This is a genomic window from Vibrio sp. WZ-1, assembly GCF_052037695.1.
Taxonomy (GTDB): domain Bacteria; phylum Pseudomonadota; class Gammaproteobacteria; order Enterobacterales; family Vibrionaceae; genus Vibrio.
This window is the reverse complement of sequence record NZ_JBQEQR010000061.1, coordinates 87,779-105,770: the sequence shown is the minus strand read 5'-3', so window position 1 is coordinate 105,770 and position 17,992 is coordinate 87,779. Positions and strand designations below refer to the sequence as shown.

17 protein-coding genes are annotated in these 17,992 nt (G+C 46.4%); 11 read left to right on the top strand and 6 right to left on the bottom strand.

What is annotated here, in order from left to right:
• The first annotated feature begins 20 nt into the window (after window positions 1-20).
• The 9 genes from ACTS60_RS06480 (at window position 21) to yegS (ending at window position 9,292) form a co-directional block, all read left to right on the top strand.
• Complete coding sequence (locus tag ACTS60_RS06480; RefSeq protein WP_440887567.1) at window positions 21-1,004, top strand: AAA family ATPase; 984 nt, start codon at window positions 21-23, stop codon at window positions 1,002-1,004.
• A 12-nt stretch (window positions 1,005-1,016) separates the two neighbouring features.
• Complete coding sequence (locus tag ACTS60_RS06475; RefSeq protein WP_440887566.1) at window positions 1,017-1,979, top strand: DUF58 domain-containing protein; 963 nt, start codon at window positions 1,017-1,019, stop codon at window positions 1,977-1,979.
• On the top strand, window positions 1,980-2,531 hold the full coding sequence (locus tag ACTS60_RS06470) for a DUF4381 domain-containing protein (RefSeq protein WP_440887565.1): 552 nt from the start codon (window positions 1,980-1,982) through the stop codon (window positions 2,529-2,531).
• Entirely contained in the window at window positions 2,524-3,615 is a 1,092-nt protein-coding gene (locus ACTS60_RS06465) for a vWA domain-containing protein (protein WP_440887564.1), read from the top strand. The genes ACTS60_RS06470 and ACTS60_RS06465 overlap by 8 nt, the downstream gene beginning before the upstream one ends.
• On the top strand, window positions 3,608-5,359 hold the full coding sequence (locus ACTS60_RS06460; RefSeq protein WP_440887563.1) for a vWA domain-containing protein: 1,752 nt from the start codon (window positions 3,608-3,610) through the stop codon (window positions 5,357-5,359). Before ACTS60_RS06465 ends, ACTS60_RS06460 begins: the two co-directional genes overlap by 8 nt.
• On the top strand, window positions 5,356-6,666 hold the full coding sequence (locus tag ACTS60_RS06455) for a BatD family protein (RefSeq protein ID WP_440887562.1): 1,311 nt from the start codon (window positions 5,356-5,358) through the stop codon (window positions 6,664-6,666). The genes ACTS60_RS06460 and ACTS60_RS06455 overlap by 4 nt, the downstream gene beginning before the upstream one ends.
• Before the next feature lie 240 nt (window positions 6,667-6,906).
• Complete coding sequence (locus ACTS60_RS06450) at window positions 6,907-7,332, top strand: bifunctional diaminohydroxyphosphoribosylaminopyrimidine deaminase/5-amino-6-(5-phosphoribosylamino)uracil reductase RibD (RefSeq protein ID WP_010452201.1); 426 nt, start codon at window positions 6,907-6,909, stop codon at window positions 7,330-7,332.
• Between the two features lie 139 nt (window positions 7,333-7,471).
• On the top strand, window positions 7,472-8,377 hold the full coding sequence (locus tag ACTS60_RS06445; protein ID WP_088880025.1) for a LysR family transcriptional regulator: 906 nt from the start codon (window positions 7,472-7,474) through the stop codon (window positions 8,375-8,377).
• Between the two features lie 12 nt (window positions 8,378-8,389).
• Window positions 8,390-9,292 (top strand): lipid kinase YegS, encoded by a 903-nt coding sequence (yegS, locus tag ACTS60_RS06440; RefSeq protein ID WP_440887561.1) that lies wholly within the window; start codon window positions 8,390-8,392, stop codon window positions 9,290-9,292.
• A gap of 54 nt (window positions 9,293-9,346) precedes the next feature.
• On the opposite strand, the gene ACTS60_RS06435 is transcribed toward yegS, so the two are convergent.
• The 4 genes from ACTS60_RS06435 to ACTS60_RS06420 all read right to left on the bottom strand — a co-directional run bounded on the left by ACTS60_RS06435 (window position 9,347) and on the right by ACTS60_RS06420 (window position 12,420).
• Window positions 9,347-9,682: a YgiW/YdeI family stress tolerance OB fold protein gene (locus tag ACTS60_RS06435; protein ID WP_282066275.1), complete on the bottom strand. Its 336-nt coding sequence runs from the start codon at window positions 9,680-9,682 to the stop codon at window positions 9,347-9,349.
• Window positions 9,683-9,699: 17 nt separating this feature from the next.
• Window positions 9,700-10,347, bottom strand: a complete 648-nt coding sequence (locus ACTS60_RS06430) for an AcfA family outer membrane beta-barrel protein (RefSeq protein WP_440887560.1) — start codon at window positions 10,345-10,347, stop codon at window positions 9,700-9,702.
• A 137-nt stretch (window positions 10,348-10,484) separates the two neighbouring features.
• Complete coding sequence (locus tag ACTS60_RS06425; protein ID WP_440887559.1) at window positions 10,485-11,465, bottom strand: HAD family hydrolase; 981 nt, start codon at window positions 11,463-11,465, stop codon at window positions 10,485-10,487.
• A gap of 166 nt (window positions 11,466-11,631) precedes the next feature.
• Window positions 11,632-12,420 (bottom strand): formylglycine-generating enzyme family protein, encoded by a 789-nt coding sequence (locus ACTS60_RS06420; protein WP_005431742.1) that lies wholly within the window; start codon window positions 12,418-12,420, stop codon window positions 11,632-11,634.
• Window positions 12,421-12,596: 176 nt separating this feature from the next.
• Between ACTS60_RS06420 and ACTS60_RS06415 the strand changes: the two genes are divergently transcribed.
• A complete protein-coding gene (locus tag ACTS60_RS06415) occupies window positions 12,597-13,919 on the top strand; it encodes an anaerobic sulfatase maturase (RefSeq protein ID WP_038886387.1) in 1,323 nt (440 codons plus the stop codon).
• A 10-nt stretch (window positions 13,920-13,929) separates the two neighbouring features.
• Window positions 13,930-15,003: a tetratricopeptide repeat protein gene (locus ACTS60_RS06410; RefSeq protein ID WP_440887558.1), complete on the top strand. Its 1,074-nt coding sequence runs from the start codon at window positions 13,930-13,932 to the stop codon at window positions 15,001-15,003.
• 18 nt (window positions 15,004-15,021) lie between these two features.
• On the opposite strand, the gene ACTS60_RS06405 is transcribed toward ACTS60_RS06410, so the two are convergent.
• Window positions 15,022-16,638 (bottom strand): VRR-NUC domain-containing protein, encoded by a 1,617-nt coding sequence (locus ACTS60_RS06405; protein ID WP_440887557.1) that lies wholly within the window; start codon window positions 16,636-16,638, stop codon window positions 15,022-15,024.
• A gap of 95 nt (window positions 16,639-16,733) precedes the next feature.
• Window positions 16,734-17,966 carry an L-lactate MFS transporter gene (locus tag ACTS60_RS06400; protein WP_440887556.1) on the bottom strand — a complete coding sequence of 411 codons (1,233 nt, stop codon included), beginning with the start codon at window positions 17,964-17,966 and terminating at the stop codon, window positions 16,734-16,736.
• Between the last annotated feature and the right edge of the window lie 26 nt (window positions 17,967-17,992).

Genomic DNA, 17,992 nt, shown 5'->3' with positions numbered 1-17,992 from the left:
GAAAACATAATAGGTAGACTATGAACCACGCACAACAAGCCATTAATGAATTAATCGAACAGACAGAAAAAAGCGTCATTGGACAAAGCCATGTGGTTCAGGCTTTGGTGATAGGGTTACTGACCAATGGTCACGTACTTTTAGAAGGTTTACCGGGGACGGCAAAAACGCGCTCGGTGAAGTCGCTTGCGAACCTACTTAACACCAGCTTTGGTCGTATTCAGTTTACCCCCGACTTATTACCTTCTGACGTTACGGGTACCGAAGTGTACCAAGAGTTGGATGGTAAGCCTCAGCTCCATTTTCAACCTGGTCCAATCTTCAACAGTATTGTGTTGGCGGACGAGGTAAACCGTGCGCCAGCAAAAGTACAAGCTGCACTGTTAGAAGCGATGGCAGAAGGTACGATCACAGTGGGTGATAAGACGCACGTCTTGCCAGAGTTGTTCATGGTGCTTGCAACGCAAAACCCAGTTGAACAAGAGGGTACTTACCCTTTGCCAGAAGCGCAGATGGACCGCTTTATCATGAAAGTGACCGTCGACTACCCAGAAGATGAAGCTGAACGTGACATTATTCGTTTGGTGCGCAGCGAAGAGTTGGGTTCAGAAACCAGTAGTGAATTAGTGACACCAAAACACATTGAGCCAGAGCTTGTGATTGAAGCGCGACGCCAGTTACCAAGCATCACTGTCTCTGATTTGGTCGAGAACTACATCGTGGCACTTGTCATGGCGACGCGTAAACCGGAGCGCTACGCGGATTCCCAACTACAAAAATGGATCGAAATCGGCTCAAGTCCTCGTGCATCCATTTCGTTGGACAAATGTGCCCGTGCTTACGCGTGGCTACAAGGGCGTGACTATGTAACGCCTGATGACGTACGTGCGATGGTGCCATCGGTACTTGGACACCGATTCTCACTTTCTTATGATGCACTTGCCGATGGTGTCGATCACCAGCGAGTGGTGCAAGAGTTGCTTGATTGTGTAGAAATCGGATAAACAGGAGGGACTATGGCAAAGCCAACGCTTGCTCCTCAATCCCAAGGGCTAGACCCTCGCTTGTATTGCGATTACTCACGCTTAGTACGTTTACAAGCGCAAGCTGAATCCTTCAGCTTACTGCCTCACTTAAAAGCGGGCAGTGTGCTTTCTGGTCGTCATAACTCATTATTTCGCGGACGTGGTTTGAATTTTGAAGAACTGCGTCACTACCAGCTAGGGGACGACATCCGAAACCTAGATTGGAAAGTCACTATGCGCACGGGCAAGCCTCATGTGCGCAGTTACACCGAAGAAAAAGACCGCAATGTGATTGTCTGTGTAGACCAGCGCAGTGCGATGTTTTTTGCCTCAACCGAGGTCATGAAATCAGTGGTCGCTGCTGAAGTCGCGGCTATGTGTGGTTGGCGAGTATTGAAAGACGGTGACCGAGTCGGGTTGGTTATCGCCTCTGACTCTGTTCTATATCACAGCAAAGCTCAGCGCTCGCAAAACGATTTACTCGCTCAACTGAAACGACTCTCTAAAGCCAACCAGCGCTTAAATGTGGATTCGTTGGATTCAGACAAAGTGACGTTCAGTAAATGGATTGAGCTCATTAAACGGATGAAGCTAAAACAATCCACATTGATTTTTATTAGTGATTGGCGTGATTGCGAAGAGCACCACCTAGATCACCTTAAGCAGCTTCAACAACACAACGATGTTCTCGCGGTGATGGTGAGCGACCCTTTAGAGCAGTCGCTTCCTCAAGATTTGGCAAAAGTAAAATGGGTGATTGGTGATGGTCGTTACCAGCTCAACTTAGACAGCAAAGCCAAAGTCGATGCCGCCAGTGCCAGTTTGGTTGAGAAAGCTCAGTTACAACGTCAATCACTGGCACAACTCATGGCAATCAAAAAGCTGCCTCATATCGAAATCGATACAACAGGTGACCACATTACTCAATTCCAAAAACTCGTTGGAGGCCGATAAATGATTGACTTACACACGCCTCCAAGCACGTATATTCTGCGTGATCTGCATGACGTCGCGGTGCCAGAAAGCGTAAGCTGGGTACCACAAACCATTGGTTGGAAGATCCTTGCCGTCGTTGGTGCGATTGTACTTATGTATTTGGGCTACCGACTGGCACACCATTGGTGGGATAATCGCTATCGTAAAGAAGCCATTGAAGCCATTTCTCGCTTGAATCCAGGTGACGCGAGCATGCCTAAGGCACTGTTCTCGATTCTGAAAATTGTATTGATTCATCTTGATAGCTCTTATGCTCGCTTGTTTGATAGCGCGTTCCTGCGCAAGTTAGATGAGCTTAACCCCAAGCATAAAATGTTTGATGACGAAGCCTCGAAGCGATGGCTGCAAAGTATCGTTGACCCAAGTATTGAACTGGAAAAAACAGAGCGTTTACAACTTCTTGAACGCGCAACTGAGTGGGTGAAAGAGCACGACGAGAACGCTCACAACATTGAAAATCGCACGCTTGCCTACAAAGCGCGGGCATTAAAAGGAGGTCGCCATGGGTGATCTTCTTGCCTCATGGCTTGGCATGAGCAGTTTTGAATTTGAGCATCCGCTTTGGTTCATCATCTTGCCGCTGCCTTTGGTGGTGTATTTTCTCGTCCCTGCTTACCGCACCAAACAAATGGCCATCAAAGTGCCGTTCTTTAGTCAGCTTGTGGACGCGATTGGTGAAACCCCATCAGAAGGCGCAAGCCAACTTACTCCTAGCTGGTGGCAGCGCGCGACGCTTATCATTTCTTGGCTTTTGGTCGTGACCGCAATGGCAAAGCCGACAGTGCTTGGCGAGCCACAGGTGCGTGAAAGCTTAGGGCGCGATGTTATGGTCGTCGTCGATTTGTCAGGCTCAATGGCAGAGCAAGACTTCACATCTAAAACCGGTGAAAAGATCTCTCGTCTCGATGCAGCCAAAGAAGTATTGAGTGACTTTGCCAAAACGCGCAAAGGTGACCGCTTAGGTTTGATCTTGTTCGGCGATGCGGCATTTGTGCAAACGCCATTCACGCCCGATCAAAAAGTGTGGCTAGAGCTGCTTAACCAAACGGATGTGGCGATGGCAGGGCAAAGCACTCACTTAGGTGATGCGATTGGTTTGGCGATTAAGGTATTTGAGCAAAGTGAAAAGTCGCGTACCGACGTAGAAGAGAGCAAAGAGAAAGTCGCCATTGTTCTGACAGATGGTAATGATACCGGAAGCTTCGTTGAGCCGATTGATGCAGCGAAAGTAGCAAAAGCCAAAGATGTGCGTATTCACGTGATTGCTATGGGTGACCCACAAACCGTGGGTGAAACTGCGCTAGATATGAATACGATCAAACGTATTGCCAAAGAATCCGGTGGTGAGGCGTTTGAAGCGCTCAACCGTGACGAACTTGCTAAAGCCTATGATGAGATTGGTAAGTTAGAGCCACAGCTTTATGAAAGTACCACTTACCGCCCTAAGCAAAGCTTGCATCATTACTTAATGGCTTTGGTGGTTGCGATGTACCTAACCGCGTTCTCGTTGGCAACATTTAAGCGTCGTCGACTATCAGTGAGCAGTGAAGGTTCTGCACAAACAGACAACGTAGAAGGAGAGCGCCATGTTTGATTCTCCTTTCTCTAGCATGGGGCTAGAACAGTTTGTCACACAGTTCCATTTCATTCGTCCAATGTGGCTATTGGCGTTCATCCCAATGTTTCTTTTGCTTTGGTTAAGGTGGCGAGAAGAAGCCAAACCAAGTTGGAAAGACATTCTTCCTGAGCATTTACGTAAAGCCTTAACGATTGGCGATTATGGTTGGCGAAAGCAACTGCCGCTCAAGCTACTTATGGTGATAGTGGCAATTGCCATCGTCATCTGTGCTGGACCTTCGTGGGAGCGCAAAGCTTCTCCATTTGGCGAGGATAAAGCCACCATGCTGGTGGTGTTGGATAACAACGATTCAATGTTGCAAAAAGACCTTCCGCCAAGCCGTTTGGAACGCTCTAAGCAAAAGATCCGTGACCTCTTGGCTGCACGAAAAGGTGGCAGCACTGGGTTGGTTGTCTATGCGGGTTCTGCTCATGTCGCGATGCCTGTGACGCAGGACAGCAAAGTATTCGAACCGTTTCTAGCGGCGATAACACCAGAAATCATGCCAGTTGAAGGTAAACTTGCTGAAACGGCGTTGCCTTTGATTGACCAACAATTACAAGGCCAACCGGGTTCTACGGTTCTGTTGGTTACGGATGGCGTGAACCCCGCAACCATTACCGCTTACAAAAACTACTTTGCAGACAAGCCTTATCAATTGCTTATCTTGGCAGCGGGTAACTCGGACATTGTTTCTAACAACCCGGTCGACTTGGACTCGTTAAATAATCTTGCCAGCGCGACGGGTGGACGCCTTGTGGAAGTGACGGTAGACAATGGTGACATAGAGAAGCTGAATCGTTTTGTTGAGCGAAACATGCAACTCAATGGTGAATCATCCATGCCTTGGAAAGATATGGGCTATCAACTGCTGTTCCCAATTGCGCTCATTATGATGCTTTGGTTTCGCAAAGGCTGGCTAGTGCAATGGTGTGTGGTGGCTATGGTATCAACGTCTTTGTTTATGACGCCAAAAGCCATGGCGGAAACCGTCTCGCTCAAAGCGGATAAGCCTGAAGTGGTGCAAGAGGTAACCGTCTGGGATAAAGCGTCTCAATGGTGGTGGGATTTATGGCTCACCCCAAATCAACAAGGGCAACGTTTTTTCAACAAAAACGAATACCTTGAGGCAGCAAAGCACTTTACGGATCCGTTGCGTAAAGGGACAGCTTATTATTACGCAGGCGAATACAAACTGGCTCATACCGCTTTCTTGGAGATGCAAAACGATCCATCAGATGCGGTAAAAGACTATGGCTTGTACAACGCTGCGAGTGCGTTGGCGCGTCAACGTGAGTACTTGGCCGCGCGTAATTTGTTGCAAATACTGGCAGACAAAGACACCTTGAGTGAGCAATTGCGACCAGACGTCGAGTACAACCTAAAAGTCATTGGTGGCATTGTCGAAGAGATTAACCGCACCAGTGAAAGTCAGGCTGGGACAACAGATGGACCCGAAGAGTCGTTTGAACTGGGTGACAACCCGCAAACGGCAGATGGGGCAGACGAAAAAACCGCTGCTGAATTAATGCTGAAAGAGAAACTCAATGCGAACGAAATCCTTGGCAGCCAAGAACTGGCGGATAAGTGGTTAAAACGCGTAGAGGCCGATCCAAAGTACTTTTTACGTGCTAAGTTCCAAATTCAACTGCGTGAACCTGTGAAAACGGAGCCGAAGACACAGCCGCAACTACAACAAGAAGAGGAGCAAGCACAATGATGAATGCATTCAAACTTGGCGCTGACTCTATGATTGGGCGTCTGAGCACTCTCTTGATGGTGTTCGCTTTGTTTTTTACTGGTTTGGCGAACGCACAAGATATTCAAGACTTGCAGCGCAGCGATAATATTGAATTGTTAGCATGGGTTGGCAAGCAGGGGACAGATACGAAAGAAGCACCTAAGTTCAGTGTGAATGAGCAGGTGATCTTGTATATCGAAGTCGCAACGCCTCGTTGGTTCACTGGTGGTACACGTATTGGCAGCGTAGAAATCCCTAACGTGATTGCGAAGCAGCGTAACCAATTAGCAACCAACTATACCGAGCGAAAAGGAGGACAAACGTGGTCTCGTCAGCGTTGGGAAATAACTTTGTATCCGCAAGTCTCGGGGCCATTTGTAATTCCACCGGTCGCCATTGGTGTGCAAGTCTCTGCGCCTGATGGCTCGAAAGTGGCTGGTACACTTTATACGCAGCCAATTAAGTTCGACGCGTCTATGCCTTCTGGGTTGCTAAGTGATGACTCTGCATGGTTTACCGCGACTAAGGTGAGTGTGGATCAGAAATGGACAACGTCTAACGATGAGCTGAAAGTCGGCGATGCGATCACTCGCACCATAACGATCAATGCACAAGACAGTTTGTCAGTGTTGCTTCCAGACTTGTTATCCAATGATTCTACTGCCAGCTATCAAGCGTATCCTCAACCAAACCGCTTAGACGATAAGCAAACACGTGGCGATTACCAATCAAGTCGTATAGAAGAAAGCGTGTATGTGATCCAACAGGGCGGTGAGTTCACCTTACCTGAACACAAGTTCCAATGGTGGAATAGCAAGAGTAAAAAGCTGGAAACGGTAGTGATTGAGGGTAAGACCTTCAAAGCCAAGCATACATTCAAATCGTTTGTTAGAGCTTACTCTGGCTGGTTGATTGGCAGCGCAGTGACGCTATTTGTTCTCGTTATCGCCGCCTTGAGCATTCACCGTTATTATCGTTCTCGTCCTACGCCGCCATGGTTAGTGTTCAAACGAATGGTGAAAACGAATCGATGGGGCGCTGCTAGGGCAAGCTTGTATAAGCAGCTGAGAAGCAACACGGGTGGCCTTGAAATGAGTAAAGCCAGTAACACTGACGTTTGGCAGAAGCGTTCACAGCGCCTACAAGAGGGGCAGGAGGACGCAAGCTTGATGAATGCGCTTTGGAAAGGGATTCAAGCGCTGAAGCCAAAACGCTTTAAGTGGGCCATACCTAAGGCTTTGCCGCAACTTGATGAGCTACGGAGCAGGAACATGCGAAAAAGATAGCCTCTAAAAGCTAAAATCAGTGGCTGGGTACTCGTTGCTAATATTGTGGGTCTTGTATATTTTGTTGCCGATAGTTGATGTAGATCCACTAGAGCTTTAAATCTGCGTGCGCCAACAAATCAAGTCATTGTCAAAGAGCGAAGCACCTTAAGGTTACTTATGTATAGATTTTTATGGAAGAGATAATATGCCAGCGATAAAATCGACCACCTAAGTACAGACTCTCGAGAATCATATCAAATGAATCAAAAATTTATGCTCCGTGCCTTGGAAGTATCACGGAACGCACTCCCTGCTTGCCAGCCAAATCCACCTGTTGGTTGTGTGTTAGTGAAAGATGGTCAAATCGTATCGGAAGGGCACACACAAGCGATTGGTGGTAATCATGCAGAAGTGGAAGCCCTAAACGCATACAACGGTGATCTAAGTGACGTCACCGCGTACGTAACACTAGAGCCATGTTCATTTGTTGGTCGCACGCCAGCTTGCGCTAAAACCTTAGTGACTTGCGGCATCAAAAAAGTGGTGGTTGCTATGCTCGATCCTGACCCTCGTAACGCCGGTCTTGGTATCGAAATCCTAAAAGAAGGTGGCGTTGAAGTAGAAGTCGGCTTGTGCGGTGAAGAGGCGAGTGCATTCTTGAGCCCTTACCTAGGAAAATCCTGAGCGATTTTCAGAATGTTCTTCGTCAATGCGAGGTTAAAACTCGCGAAAACATGCATAGACGCTCAAATCTGGTGTTCTGAGTCGTTAACTATCATACTGTTAGCTAAAATAAGGTCATGTCCTGTTTTATGTTTGCAAAATGAAGAGCACCGACTTAAACCTTATCCCCATTTTCGTGGCGATTTATGAAGAGCAGAACCTGTCTAGGGCTGCTGCTCGTCTTGATATCAGCCAACCTGCGGTGAGCAAAGCACTCGCTCGTTTGCGTGATATCTATGACGAACCACTGTTTCACCGCAGCACATCGGGCGTAGAGCCAACCAGTTTTGCAATAGATATCTATCCGGCAATGGTCGCAGCGCTGAAAAACTTTACGTCTACTTTATCCGCATCTAGTAGCTTCGATCCTAAAGTGTCTAATCGTATATTTTCGATTGCTTGTGTCTCGGTGGCCAGCTATGAGTTGATGCCTCAACTGCTACGTCAAATCCGCAAGAGCGCACCAAATATCGGGTTGGAAGTGCATCCCTTATTTACTGAAGATTATGAAAGCGATCTTCGTTTGCAAAGGTACGACTTAATCATTGATATGCCACCACGAGGACGCACCGTTCTCAAGATGGAACCAGTATTTTCTGAGCGTTTGATGGTGGTGTGCAGTGCAGACCATCCTCGCATTCATGACACCTGTTCTGTCGAGCAATTCTTGGCAGAGGAGCATGTTGTGGTCTCGCGTTGGCATGCACGCAAGAGCCTGATGAGTGAAGAAGATATCGAAGACCTAGCTAAGCGCAACATCGTATATCGTGCGTCTGGCGCGATGGAGATGCTACCTGTTATTGATGGCTCTGAATATATTGGGATGTTACCGCTGTCAACGATAAAGCACTTCTCTAAAACTTATAACATTAAGGCGGTACCACTTCCTTTTAGTGACAAAATTCACGATTTATGTGCGATTTGGCACTCGAGCCGCAACAATGAAAGTGCTCATCAATGGTTGAGAACTCAGCTCAAAAAAGCTGGTAAGGTAATCGAATACTAGGTAGGGAAGAGTATGAAAGCAATACGCGCAATTCTAAACGGTAAGAAGGCCGGAACACCGGAGCTTCGCAGTGAGATCATGCGAATGCGAGAGCAAGGTGTGGATCTGCAAGTTCGGGTCACTTGGGAATCTGCGGATATGGAACGCTTAGTTAAAGAAGCGGTTAATGAAGGCATTAAACGTATTGTTGTCGCAGGTGGCGATGGCACTGTCAACGAAGCGGTAACAGCGCTAAACCAAATTGAAGTAAATGTTCGACCAGAATTGGCCATTATCCCAATGGGAACGGCAAATGATTTTGCTACTGCTACGAAAATCCCAACTACCATTCGAGAAGCTATCGAACTTGCTGTCAATGGTGACGCCGTTGCGGTTGACAGTGTTCAAGCTAATGATCGTTACTTCATGAATATTGCAGCAGCAGGTTTTGGTGCAGAAATTACCGCAGAAACTCCCGTTGAGCTAAAGAACTTTCTTGGTGGTGGTGCATATACATTAACAGGACTGGTGAAAGCGCTAGGGTTTAAACCTTACGATGGTTCGCTCACCATTGCGCAAGGTAGCTACCAAGGGGAAATCTTGGTAGGAGCATTTTGTAATTGCCGCCTAGCTGGTGGAGGACAAGAGCTGGCACCAAATGCGTTGATTGATGATGGATTAATGGACATTACCTTGGTACATCCTTTTCTACCCCATGAGTTGCCTCAGGTTATTGAAGAAATTCAGAAGCCAACCGAGACAGGGGAGTTTGTAAAACATACGCAAGCAAGTTGGTTGGAAATCGATTTTCCGAAAACGCTGCCTTTAAACCTTGATGGTGAGCCTTATCGCTCCAAGAAGATCCGTTTTGAGGTTCAACCCCAAAGTATACGTTTGGTGCTCCCGCCTCACTGCCCATGCTTAGTAGAGCATTAAATCCACAAAATGAAAGCCACTAGCGTGGTGGCTTTCAGCTTATTGACAGTAAAGTTAGAGCTTTTGAATGGTATCAACGTCAATTTGTGTTGTTGTCCAGTCGGAGTCTACTTCGCCACGAATCGCAACGCGGTCTTGCGGTGATACGTCTTGCCCCATCCAATCTTCATTATCGATTTCAACTTGAATTTGGCCTGTATTATCTTTAAACAGATAAGTTTCATTCCCAAGTGATTGAACGATGCTACCTGTTAACAGTACATAACTATCGTCAGATGCTTTCTGAGCTTCTTTTACTGTATTGATTGCTGCCGTTTCAGGACCGTTGAAGGCAGCCAATGCAGAGCCAGAAATTAGAGCTAATGTTGTCGTAATAATCAGTTTTTTCATGCTTATGGCTTCCTAATTTAGAAGTAGTATGTAGAGCTTACGTTGATTGATGCTGTGTTTGCGTAGCTATCAAGTTGGTATTTTGCGTTAGCACCGATGGTCAACTGAGGGAAGATCTTGTATTCAGCACCAACAGAGAATACGGCACCCAACTCGTTATTCTTTTCTGTGTTGTGGAAAAGTGTTTTGCTCATTTCCACATCGTCATTTGAAACCAGTTCGTGCTCTTCATACTTACCTGCTTTAGATTCGTATTGTGTGTAGCTCAGGCCTGCTTTCACTTTGGTGGTCCATTTGTCGTTTAATGCGTAGCTAAACACAGGAGCAAGAGTGATTTGTTTTGCCTTGATGGATGAATCCCATTCCATTTCACGGTGGTAGTCTTTACCATCAACGTTCTCGATGCCTAAGTTTTTTGAACGACTATCGTCCAGTTCAAATTGGCTGTAACCCAGTTCTACTGCCCAAGAGTCGTTGATCGAGTAGCCAACAAAGCCACCATAAATACCGTCTTCCAATTCAGGGTTTAGATTCACACCGTCAGCTTCAAAAGATGTTTCAAAATCGTGGTCGGTGGTGCCGAATCCATACTCTAAACCCACATAAGGTGCTGCTGCTACCGAAAATGAGCTTGCTGCTAGAGTCGTCAGGACTGCTTTTTTCATTCTGTTTTTACCTCTTCGTTTTGATGAGAGGCATTGTGTGTGAAGAGTCGTGAAGTGTTCGTGAAGAAAAGACTAACGTTTGAAAATGAATAAAAAAACTCCCCGAGAAGGGGAGCTTTAAAGAAGTGGTAATGGTGTTAGTAGACGGTGCACCATTCGTTTTTCATGTCAATAAGATGCCAATTATCGCGTTGATTGGCTTCATCCATTGCTTTATCTAAGTGACCGACGCTGGATTTTCGGTCGTATTTCCACTCGCGGTCTTCATCGGTGTGATGAACGATCATCGCCATCGAGTTTGGTTGACTGGTTGCCCACTGCATCATCGCGTGGTCACCGTCTGAGTTACCAATCGCGAGAACAGGTTTCTTACCGATGATGTGTTGAATGTTTTCCACTTTCCCGGCTTTGTCATCGATCGTAAGGATTTCACCTAACTTAGTCACGGTTGGTTTACCGTCGTTGTAATCGTACTTGTATTTTAGTGCGCTACCAATGATTTGCTCTGCAGGAATGCCGTAGACCTCTGGTGCCCAAACTCGCATGAAGTCCACGCCGCCACCAGATACTATGTAAGTCTTAAAACCATGCTCTTGCAGGTAGGTCACCATTTCGCGCATTGGTTTGTATGTAAGTTCGGTATAAGCTTTGCCAAAGCGTGGATCTTTCGCGACTTTCAGCCAATCGGCGACTTTTTGCTGATATTCCTCTACCGTCATACCACTATGAGTGACCTTGACGATCTCTAGTAGCGCTTTTTCACCGCCTTTGAAGACGCCTTCAATATCGTCATTCAGTACAGATTTAAACGGTTCTTGTGTCTTCCACTCTGGGTGGACTTTTGCCATCAGTTTCACTTCGTCTAGCGCATACGCCAGTTGGAAGTAAAACGGTTTTTCTGACCATAACGTACCGTCATTGTCGAACACCGCGATGCGGTCTTGTTCTGCAATGAAGGTTTTTTTCGAAGCATCAGTAGATTGATCAACATAGTTAACAATCGCAGATTTACTTGCGCCATCTTTCCAAGAAGGTAGTAAGTTTGGATCGCAATCTAAAGCCATCGCTGAGAATGATAAACCAGATAAGACTGCAAGGGCACAGATGTGTTTCTTCATATTATTATTTACCTAAGTTTGAATGTATTGTTTGTATACATTTGAGGTTAAATGAGAACAACGTGGATCTAGCCTCTTTCCCTAACCATTTCCCTAACCAAGAGACGTGTTAATTGGTAAGAATGCGTAAAGGGGCAGTAACGTCGCTTCTCATGCGTAATCGTGCTTAATCAGCATCTTTAGCAAGGCGAAGTCCCATGTCCGACATAATTATAGACTGGCTAGCGAAGTCTCGACGGAAATTCTCTGATTCATCAGAATCATAGGCAAAGCTGCCGCCTCGTACGGACTTGTGTGCTAGGCCTGCTTTTTCGTCTTTAGCGTTGTTCGGATTCTCGGTTGGGCCAAATCGGTAGAAGGTGTCGTCATAAGCATCAATAACGAACTCACCAACGTTGCCTGTCATGTCATACAGACCAAGCTCATTGGGTTGCTTTTGACCAACTGGGTGAGCTTGGTTTTTAGAGTTATCGACGTACCACGCCACATCAGCAATGTTGTTTGAGCCTGCGTAAGTGAAACCTTGGCTCTTGTTACCACCTTTTGCGGCAAACTCCCATTCCGCTTCTGTCGGTAAGCGGTAGTTTTCACCAGTCAGTTCGTTCAACTTCTCGATGAAGTAATTCGCCTGCTGCCAGCTCAAGTTGTTAACTGGGATGTTTGCACCTTGGAAGTAGCTCATTGAAGAACCCATGACAGATTCGAATAATTCTTGAGTGACCTCGAATTTGGAAATGTAGAAGCCGTCTACCTTTACTTCGCGTGCTGGGGTTTCTGCCTTCTTGGCGGAGTCGCTGTCCGATCCCATGACAAATGAACCGCCTTCAACTAACACCATGTCTTGATCAATGTTGAGCGCGATAGGGTGCGGTGATTGAGTCGCACAACCACTCATTAATACGCTGAATGATAGAATGGAAAGTGCGGTTAACGATTTGCTTTTAAATGATTTCATCAATAGTTTCTCGCCAAAAAAGTCACGATAAATATTAGCAATAAACGCTATGAAAAAAGGTTATAAACGGTATAACAAGCCTCTTGTATTAATGGGATTTATGATTAGGTCATCAAGGTGAGAATGGCAGGCTTATGAGCGTTCTCAGCTGCATTTCATAACGAAAAAGGTGACGTATGCACATTACTCAAGGTCCTCAGTTCAACGGTAAAGCCTCTAAGCGTTTGCATGTCATGGCAAAGCCTATTGGGGCAGCTTGTAACATTGATTGCACTTACTGCTATTACCTCAGCAAACAGGACTTACTTGAGTACAAAAAAGGCTGCACGCCTGTGATGGATGAAGAGACGTTAGAAACCTATATTCGTCAGTACATTGAAGGACAGAACACGCCGGAAATCATCTTCTCTTGGCAGGGTGGTGAACCAACGATGTTGGGCTTGGATTACTTTAAAAAGATTGTTGAGTTTCAATCTAAGTACAAGCCTGAAGGCGTGGTCATTTCAAACGATTTGCAAACCAACGGTACGTTGCTCAACGATGATTGGTGTGCATTTTTAAAAGCAAATAACTTCTTGGTCGGTTTGAGTATCGACGGGCCAGAAATGATGCACAACGCTTACCGAACCAACCGCGCAGGTCGTGGTACCTTTAACCAAGTGATGAAGGCTGTTGAACTGTTGCACAAACACGAAGTGAAGTTCGCCACGCTGACTTGTGTCAACAACCTAACTAGCCGCAATCCTCTTGAGGTATACCGATTCCTGCGTGATGAAGTCCGTTCTCCGCAAATGCAGTTTATTCCCATCGTAGAACAGAAAACCTTCCGTACTACCGCACCTCAAACATGGGAGCCGCAAGAACAGCTGAAACAAGGCGACAAGCGTCTTATTCCTGGTCACAAAGACTCTGTGGTTGAGCCATGGTGTGTGGCAGATGAGGCGTGGGGTAACTTCCTTATCGCAATTTTTGATGAGTGGATTCAACACGACATTGGAAAGGTGTTTGTCCAGTACTTCGAAGCAAGTGTAGAGACTTGGATGGGACGTAAAAACCCACTTTGTACACTGGGCGAGATTTGCGGCAAAGGCTTGGCAATGGAGCCAAACGGTGATGTTTTTGCTTGTGACCACTACGTTTATCCAGAATACAAGATTGGCAACATCCACCACGAAAAATTAGACACCTTGGCGTATGGTCCTGAGCAGCAAAAGTTTGGCTTTGCCAAGACTCGCTCGCTAACCAAGCAGTGCCAACAGTGTGATTACCAATTCGCTTGCTACGGCGAGTGTCCGAAAAACCGTTTCATTCGCACCAAAGATGGTGAACCAGGGTTGAACTACCTGTGTGCAGGTTGGAAAAAGTTCTTCTCTCATGCTGATAAGGCTATGGCATACATTCTTCGCGCTACGGGTAACCCTGTGGCACATGGCAAATTCAGTGATGCGGTGTTACGCCAACAAGCGGCGAAGCGTCCTGTATTCGAAACCAAATTTTAAGGGGATAGATATGACATTCTCAAAAACGTTATTAGCTGTCGCTCTAGGTGTCACAGTAAGCCAGTCTGTTGCAGCGCAGGATGAAACCTTGCTGGCACCGGACCAAGTTTCTTCTACCAGCGTGACAAGCGTTCAAAAAGCAAACTCAGCGCAGATGTCGCCACAGCAAATGGTTGCGGAGTTGTCTTATCAAGCGCAGGACATCAAACAGCCAGTTGAAAAGCGCATTGAAGCACTGCATGAGTTGGCGAATTACCCAAGCCAAAACGCGCTGGTAGCGGTTGCACGCAGCCTTCAAGACCAAGACCCTGCGGTTCGTGAAGCTGCTATTGTCGGAGCAGAACCTTACACGATTGAACATCGTTGGCGCATGATTGAGCCACTGTTGAGTGATCCAGAGGCCATGGTTCGTATTACTGCAGCGACCAACTTAGTGCGTGACTTTTCTAATGTGAGCAGTGAGCAACAGCAAATGCTTGAAGCCCCGGTTGCTGAACTGATCAGCTACTTAGAGCACAAGAAAGACGACGGCTCTAAACTGCTGTTAGCAGATGTCTATCGTTGGCACCATGAATGGGATAAAGCAGATAAAATCTATCAAGCTTTGGTGACCAATCAGCCGGAGAATCCACAAATCTGGTTAAGCTTGGCGGACAACTACCGAGCTCAGCAACGCGATGCCGATGCAGTAAAGACGCTGGATTCTGCAATTAAGCTTCATCCTGATAATGCTTCTTTGCATTACTCGAAAGCGCTGACATTAGTGCGTCTGGATGAGAAGAAGAATGCAGCGACAGAAATCGAAAAAGCGGCCAAGATGGCGAAAGATAACAGCTACTATTGGTACCTTAATGGTGTACTGCAAGAGGACTACAACCTAGACAAATCGGTGAAGTCTTTTGAGCAAGCGTATTTGATTTCTGGCGCGCCGGAGCAGCTTTATGCGGTTTGTGACATTTATGTTCGCTACGACAACCCGAAAACAGACGAGTGCTTGGGCGAACTAGAGAAAGTCGCACCAAGCTACGTGATTGATCAATTGAAAGAGAAGAAAGGGCAGAAGAACGCCAAAGTAAGTAGCTAAGACCATTCTGGCTCTTTTCTAAGCTTGTGCTGTTACATAACAGACTGAGAACGGTACATTGAGGCGATTGAACTCCTTGATCCAACGCCATTGGTTATCTTGGAGTTTATCGCCTGGACCTTTCACCTCTATCCATTCAAATTTCCCTTCTTTAAATGCAATCAAATCCGGCATGCCGTTTCGATAGAGTTTCAGATCACTTAACTGCACGTTAAACAGTTCGACCAACAGGTCATTAGGGATGTGTTCAAGAGCTAGGGATATCAGCTCTTCGTTCACGTATGCCCAACTGACGAAGGGATTACTGATCCCAACTTTATCCCGGTATGTATCAAACAACGCCTGCGTCTTCCCTTGTTGAACTTGCTCAAGCGCATTGTCGATAAGTTGCTTTCTTTTGTCGGCAAAATCGGCGTGATACAGATCCAATGGTCGATGTTGATATGCGTTAATGAATGTACCTTCTATTGGTGCAAAAATCGCATCCCACAAGGTCAATCCTAACAAGCTGTTGAGTAGGGTATTCTCGGAATAGAAAACGGTCCAACCTAAACTTTCGAAATGTGCTTTGGTTGCCAGTTCCACACGTTGTTGGGAGAGATCCAATTCGATGTGGTATTCGCTGCATTTTGGCTTGGTGGCTCTCGGGAATTTCAATCCTTGTTTACGTTTAACGCGTTGTTCAAGCTTTTGTGCCACCTCAAACTCGGAGACATCAATTGGATGAGCGAGCATTTCAGTGACAATGTCACTAAACAAATCGTTTTGTTCCAGCTTGTCGTAGATGCGAGCACGACGTTCTCGGCTTGGGGTGAGTGCGGTTGTCTCAAACAAGGCAATTGCAATCTCAAGTTCGTTTATGCGTTCGTAATCACGCGCAATGTCATTAATCATGTGCTCACGTTTACGGTCGACGTAGCGATGTTCAACCCGTTCTGGCATTGCTTCGATAAGAATATCGAGGTTCGCTTTTTGTTTTCTGTCGCATTGCCAATAAAGGTTGGAGAGCTGGCTGAGCTCAATAAGACGGTCGATTTGCTCTCTGCTCTCGAAAAATCGACGTGCTTTACTTAACTGGTATTGTTCGAATTGGTGTAAGCCTAAATCATCGAGCACGAACTGGCTGAGGTCTTGATGGGTATTAGCAAAAAACAGCGTCAGCAAAACATCAATCATGTGTGCGGAGTTAAGCTTAATCACTGTGAAATCCAGAGCCTCAAATAGCTCGAAACGCTCTTCACTCAGGCATGCCATTAATGCCTCTTTCTTGAGGGATTTGGGATGCTCAGGGTAGAGCGTGACGATCTCAGGCTTGGTCAGTAGATTTGCTGCTAACTCTTGCGTTGTTAGTTCAGGGGAGAGCGAGACAAAGTCATGAGCTGCCAATTCATCCAAAGCCGACTGGATGTTCTCGATTTCTTGATAGTTGAGTTTGTCGCTGCGAAACCAGCAACCTTTACGGCTGTATAGGCGAACAAGAAGACACTGTGCGGGTTTGTTCAAGCTCTCAAACGCGGATAGCCATTGGTGCTCATCTGAGCAAAGTAAGTCGCTGTACCATTCGGTAGCGTGCTGAGCGAGTTTAAAAAAGTTATCGAGATAGTAATCTGGCGCGAGTTCGACGGTGTTTTCCATAACCAACTAACAATAAAAAAGGCTTAACCCATAGGTTAAGCCTTTTTCGAATCAATTTCTGCAGATCTATTAGATAAATAGAACTGGACTGGCGATTAAGCGTTTTTCAGTTGCGCTACTTTCGCTTCAGTCAGTGGCTTAGTGATGAACGCTAGTACGATACATACCGCCATCATTGCCGCTGAGATAGTGTAAGCAAGCCCGTAACCGTCACCGTTAGTCATTGAGAAACCAACAACAGCAGCACCAATTGCACCACCGATACCCCATGCCGTGTATAACACACCGTAGTTAGTACCGTAGTTCTTCAGACCGTAGAATTCAGCCGTTAGAGTAGGGAATACTGCTAGAAGCGTACCGTAACCTACTGCTGCAATTGCTGTACCGATGATCAGCGTGAACTCAGTCTTGAACGTTGCGAACAGAACCATGTTGATGCCCTGTAGAACGAACGCTAGAAGAAGAGTACGAACGCCACCGATCTTGTCTGCAAGCATACCTGCTGCTACACGGCCGCCTGAGTTAAACACCGCAAGGATAGACGCTAGGTAAACCGCGTTTGGTAGGTTAGCTTGAACGCTTGCGATAGTTGTGATGTTACCGATGATCATAAGACCAACAGAAGCTGCGAACGCGTACATGATCCATAGAGAGTAGAACTGTGGCGTTTTAAGCATTGCTTTCCAAGTTAGGTCGTCAGACTTCTTCACAACCTTAGGCGCTTGACCTTCTTTTACTTTAGGTTCAGCTGGCGTGTAATCCGCTGGTGGGTTGTTGATTGTTGCTGCTAGAGGAACAGCGATAGCAAGGATACCAACACCAAGAACTAGGAAGCTTGTTTGGATGCCCATACTGTCGATCAGCGCAGAAGTCACAGGAGCTAGGTAGATAGCTGCTAGACCGAAACCTGCTGCGATGATGCCGTTAACCATACCTTTCTTAGATGCGTGGAACCACTTCATTGCTGAAGGAGAAAGACACGCGTAACCAAAACCGATACCTGCACCAGTGATCACACCGAAAGTTATGTTCAGCATTAATGGTGAGCTAACAAAACCAGACGCGATCATGCCTAGACCTGTAAGAACAGTACCTAGGATAAGAATCAAACGTGGACCCATACGGTCTTGAAGAATACCTGCAACAAGAAGACAGATAGAGAAAGTAATAGTTGCAGTCGCGTAAGGTGCAGATGCTTCTGCTGCGCTCCAGCCTGACTCAGTCACTAGTGCTTTGTTGAATACACTCCAAGCATACAGGATGCCAAGACAAAGGTTGATACAGAATCCCGCTAACAGGATGCGCATAGCTTTATCAATCTTGCTCATTTTTGTTCTCAGTAATACCTCTTGGC

Coding starts and splice junctions, on each gene's coding strand:
- ACTS60_RS06480 (WP_440887567.1), top strand. CDS start 21: ATGAACCACGCACAACAAGCCATTAATGAATTAATCGAACAGACAGAA.
- ACTS60_RS06475 (WP_440887566.1), top strand. CDS start 1,017: ATGGCAAAGCCAACGCTTGCTCCTCAATCCCAAGGGCTAGACCCTCGC.
- ACTS60_RS06470 (WP_440887565.1), top strand. CDS start 1,980: ATGATTGACTTACACACGCCTCCAAGCACGTATATTCTGCGTGATCTG.
- ACTS60_RS06465 (WP_440887564.1), top strand. CDS start 2,524: ATGGGTGATCTTCTTGCCTCATGGCTTGGCATGAGCAGTTTTGAATTT.
- ACTS60_RS06460 (WP_440887563.1), top strand. CDS start 3,608: ATGTTTGATTCTCCTTTCTCTAGCATGGGGCTAGAACAGTTTGTCACA.
- ACTS60_RS06455 (WP_440887562.1), top strand. CDS start 5,356: ATGATGAATGCATTCAAACTTGGCGCTGACTCTATGATTGGGCGTCTG.
- ACTS60_RS06450 (WP_010452201.1), top strand. CDS start 6,907: ATGAATCAAAAATTTATGCTCCGTGCCTTGGAAGTATCACGGAACGCA.
- ACTS60_RS06445 (WP_088880025.1), top strand. CDS start 7,472: ATGAAGAGCACCGACTTAAACCTTATCCCCATTTTCGTGGCGATTTAT.
- yegS (WP_440887561.1), top strand. CDS start 8,390: ATGAAAGCAATACGCGCAATTCTAAACGGTAAGAAGGCCGGAACACCG.
- ACTS60_RS06435 (WP_282066275.1), bottom strand. CDS start 9,682: ATGAAAAAACTGATTATTACGACAACATTAGCTCTAATTTCTGGCTCT.
- ACTS60_RS06430 (WP_440887560.1), bottom strand. CDS start 10,347: ATGAAAAAAGCAGTCCTGACGACTCTAGCAGCAAGCTCATTTTCGGTA.
- ACTS60_RS06425 (WP_440887559.1), bottom strand. CDS start 11,465: ATGAAGAAACACATCTGTGCCCTTGCAGTCTTATCTGGTTTATCATTC.
- ACTS60_RS06420 (WP_005431742.1), bottom strand. CDS start 12,420: ATGAAATCATTTAAAAGCAAATCGTTAACCGCACTTTCCATTCTATCA.
- ACTS60_RS06415 (WP_038886387.1), top strand. CDS start 12,597: ATGCACATTACTCAAGGTCCTCAGTTCAACGGTAAAGCCTCTAAGCGT.
- ACTS60_RS06410 (WP_440887558.1), top strand. CDS start 13,930: ATGACATTCTCAAAAACGTTATTAGCTGTCGCTCTAGGTGTCACAGTA.
- ACTS60_RS06405 (WP_440887557.1), bottom strand. CDS start 16,638: ATGGAAAACACCGTCGAACTCGCGCCAGATTACTATCTCGATAACTTT.
- ACTS60_RS06400 (WP_440887556.1), bottom strand. CDS start 17,966: ATGAGCAAGATTGATAAAGCTATGCGCATCCTGTTAGCGGGATTCTGT.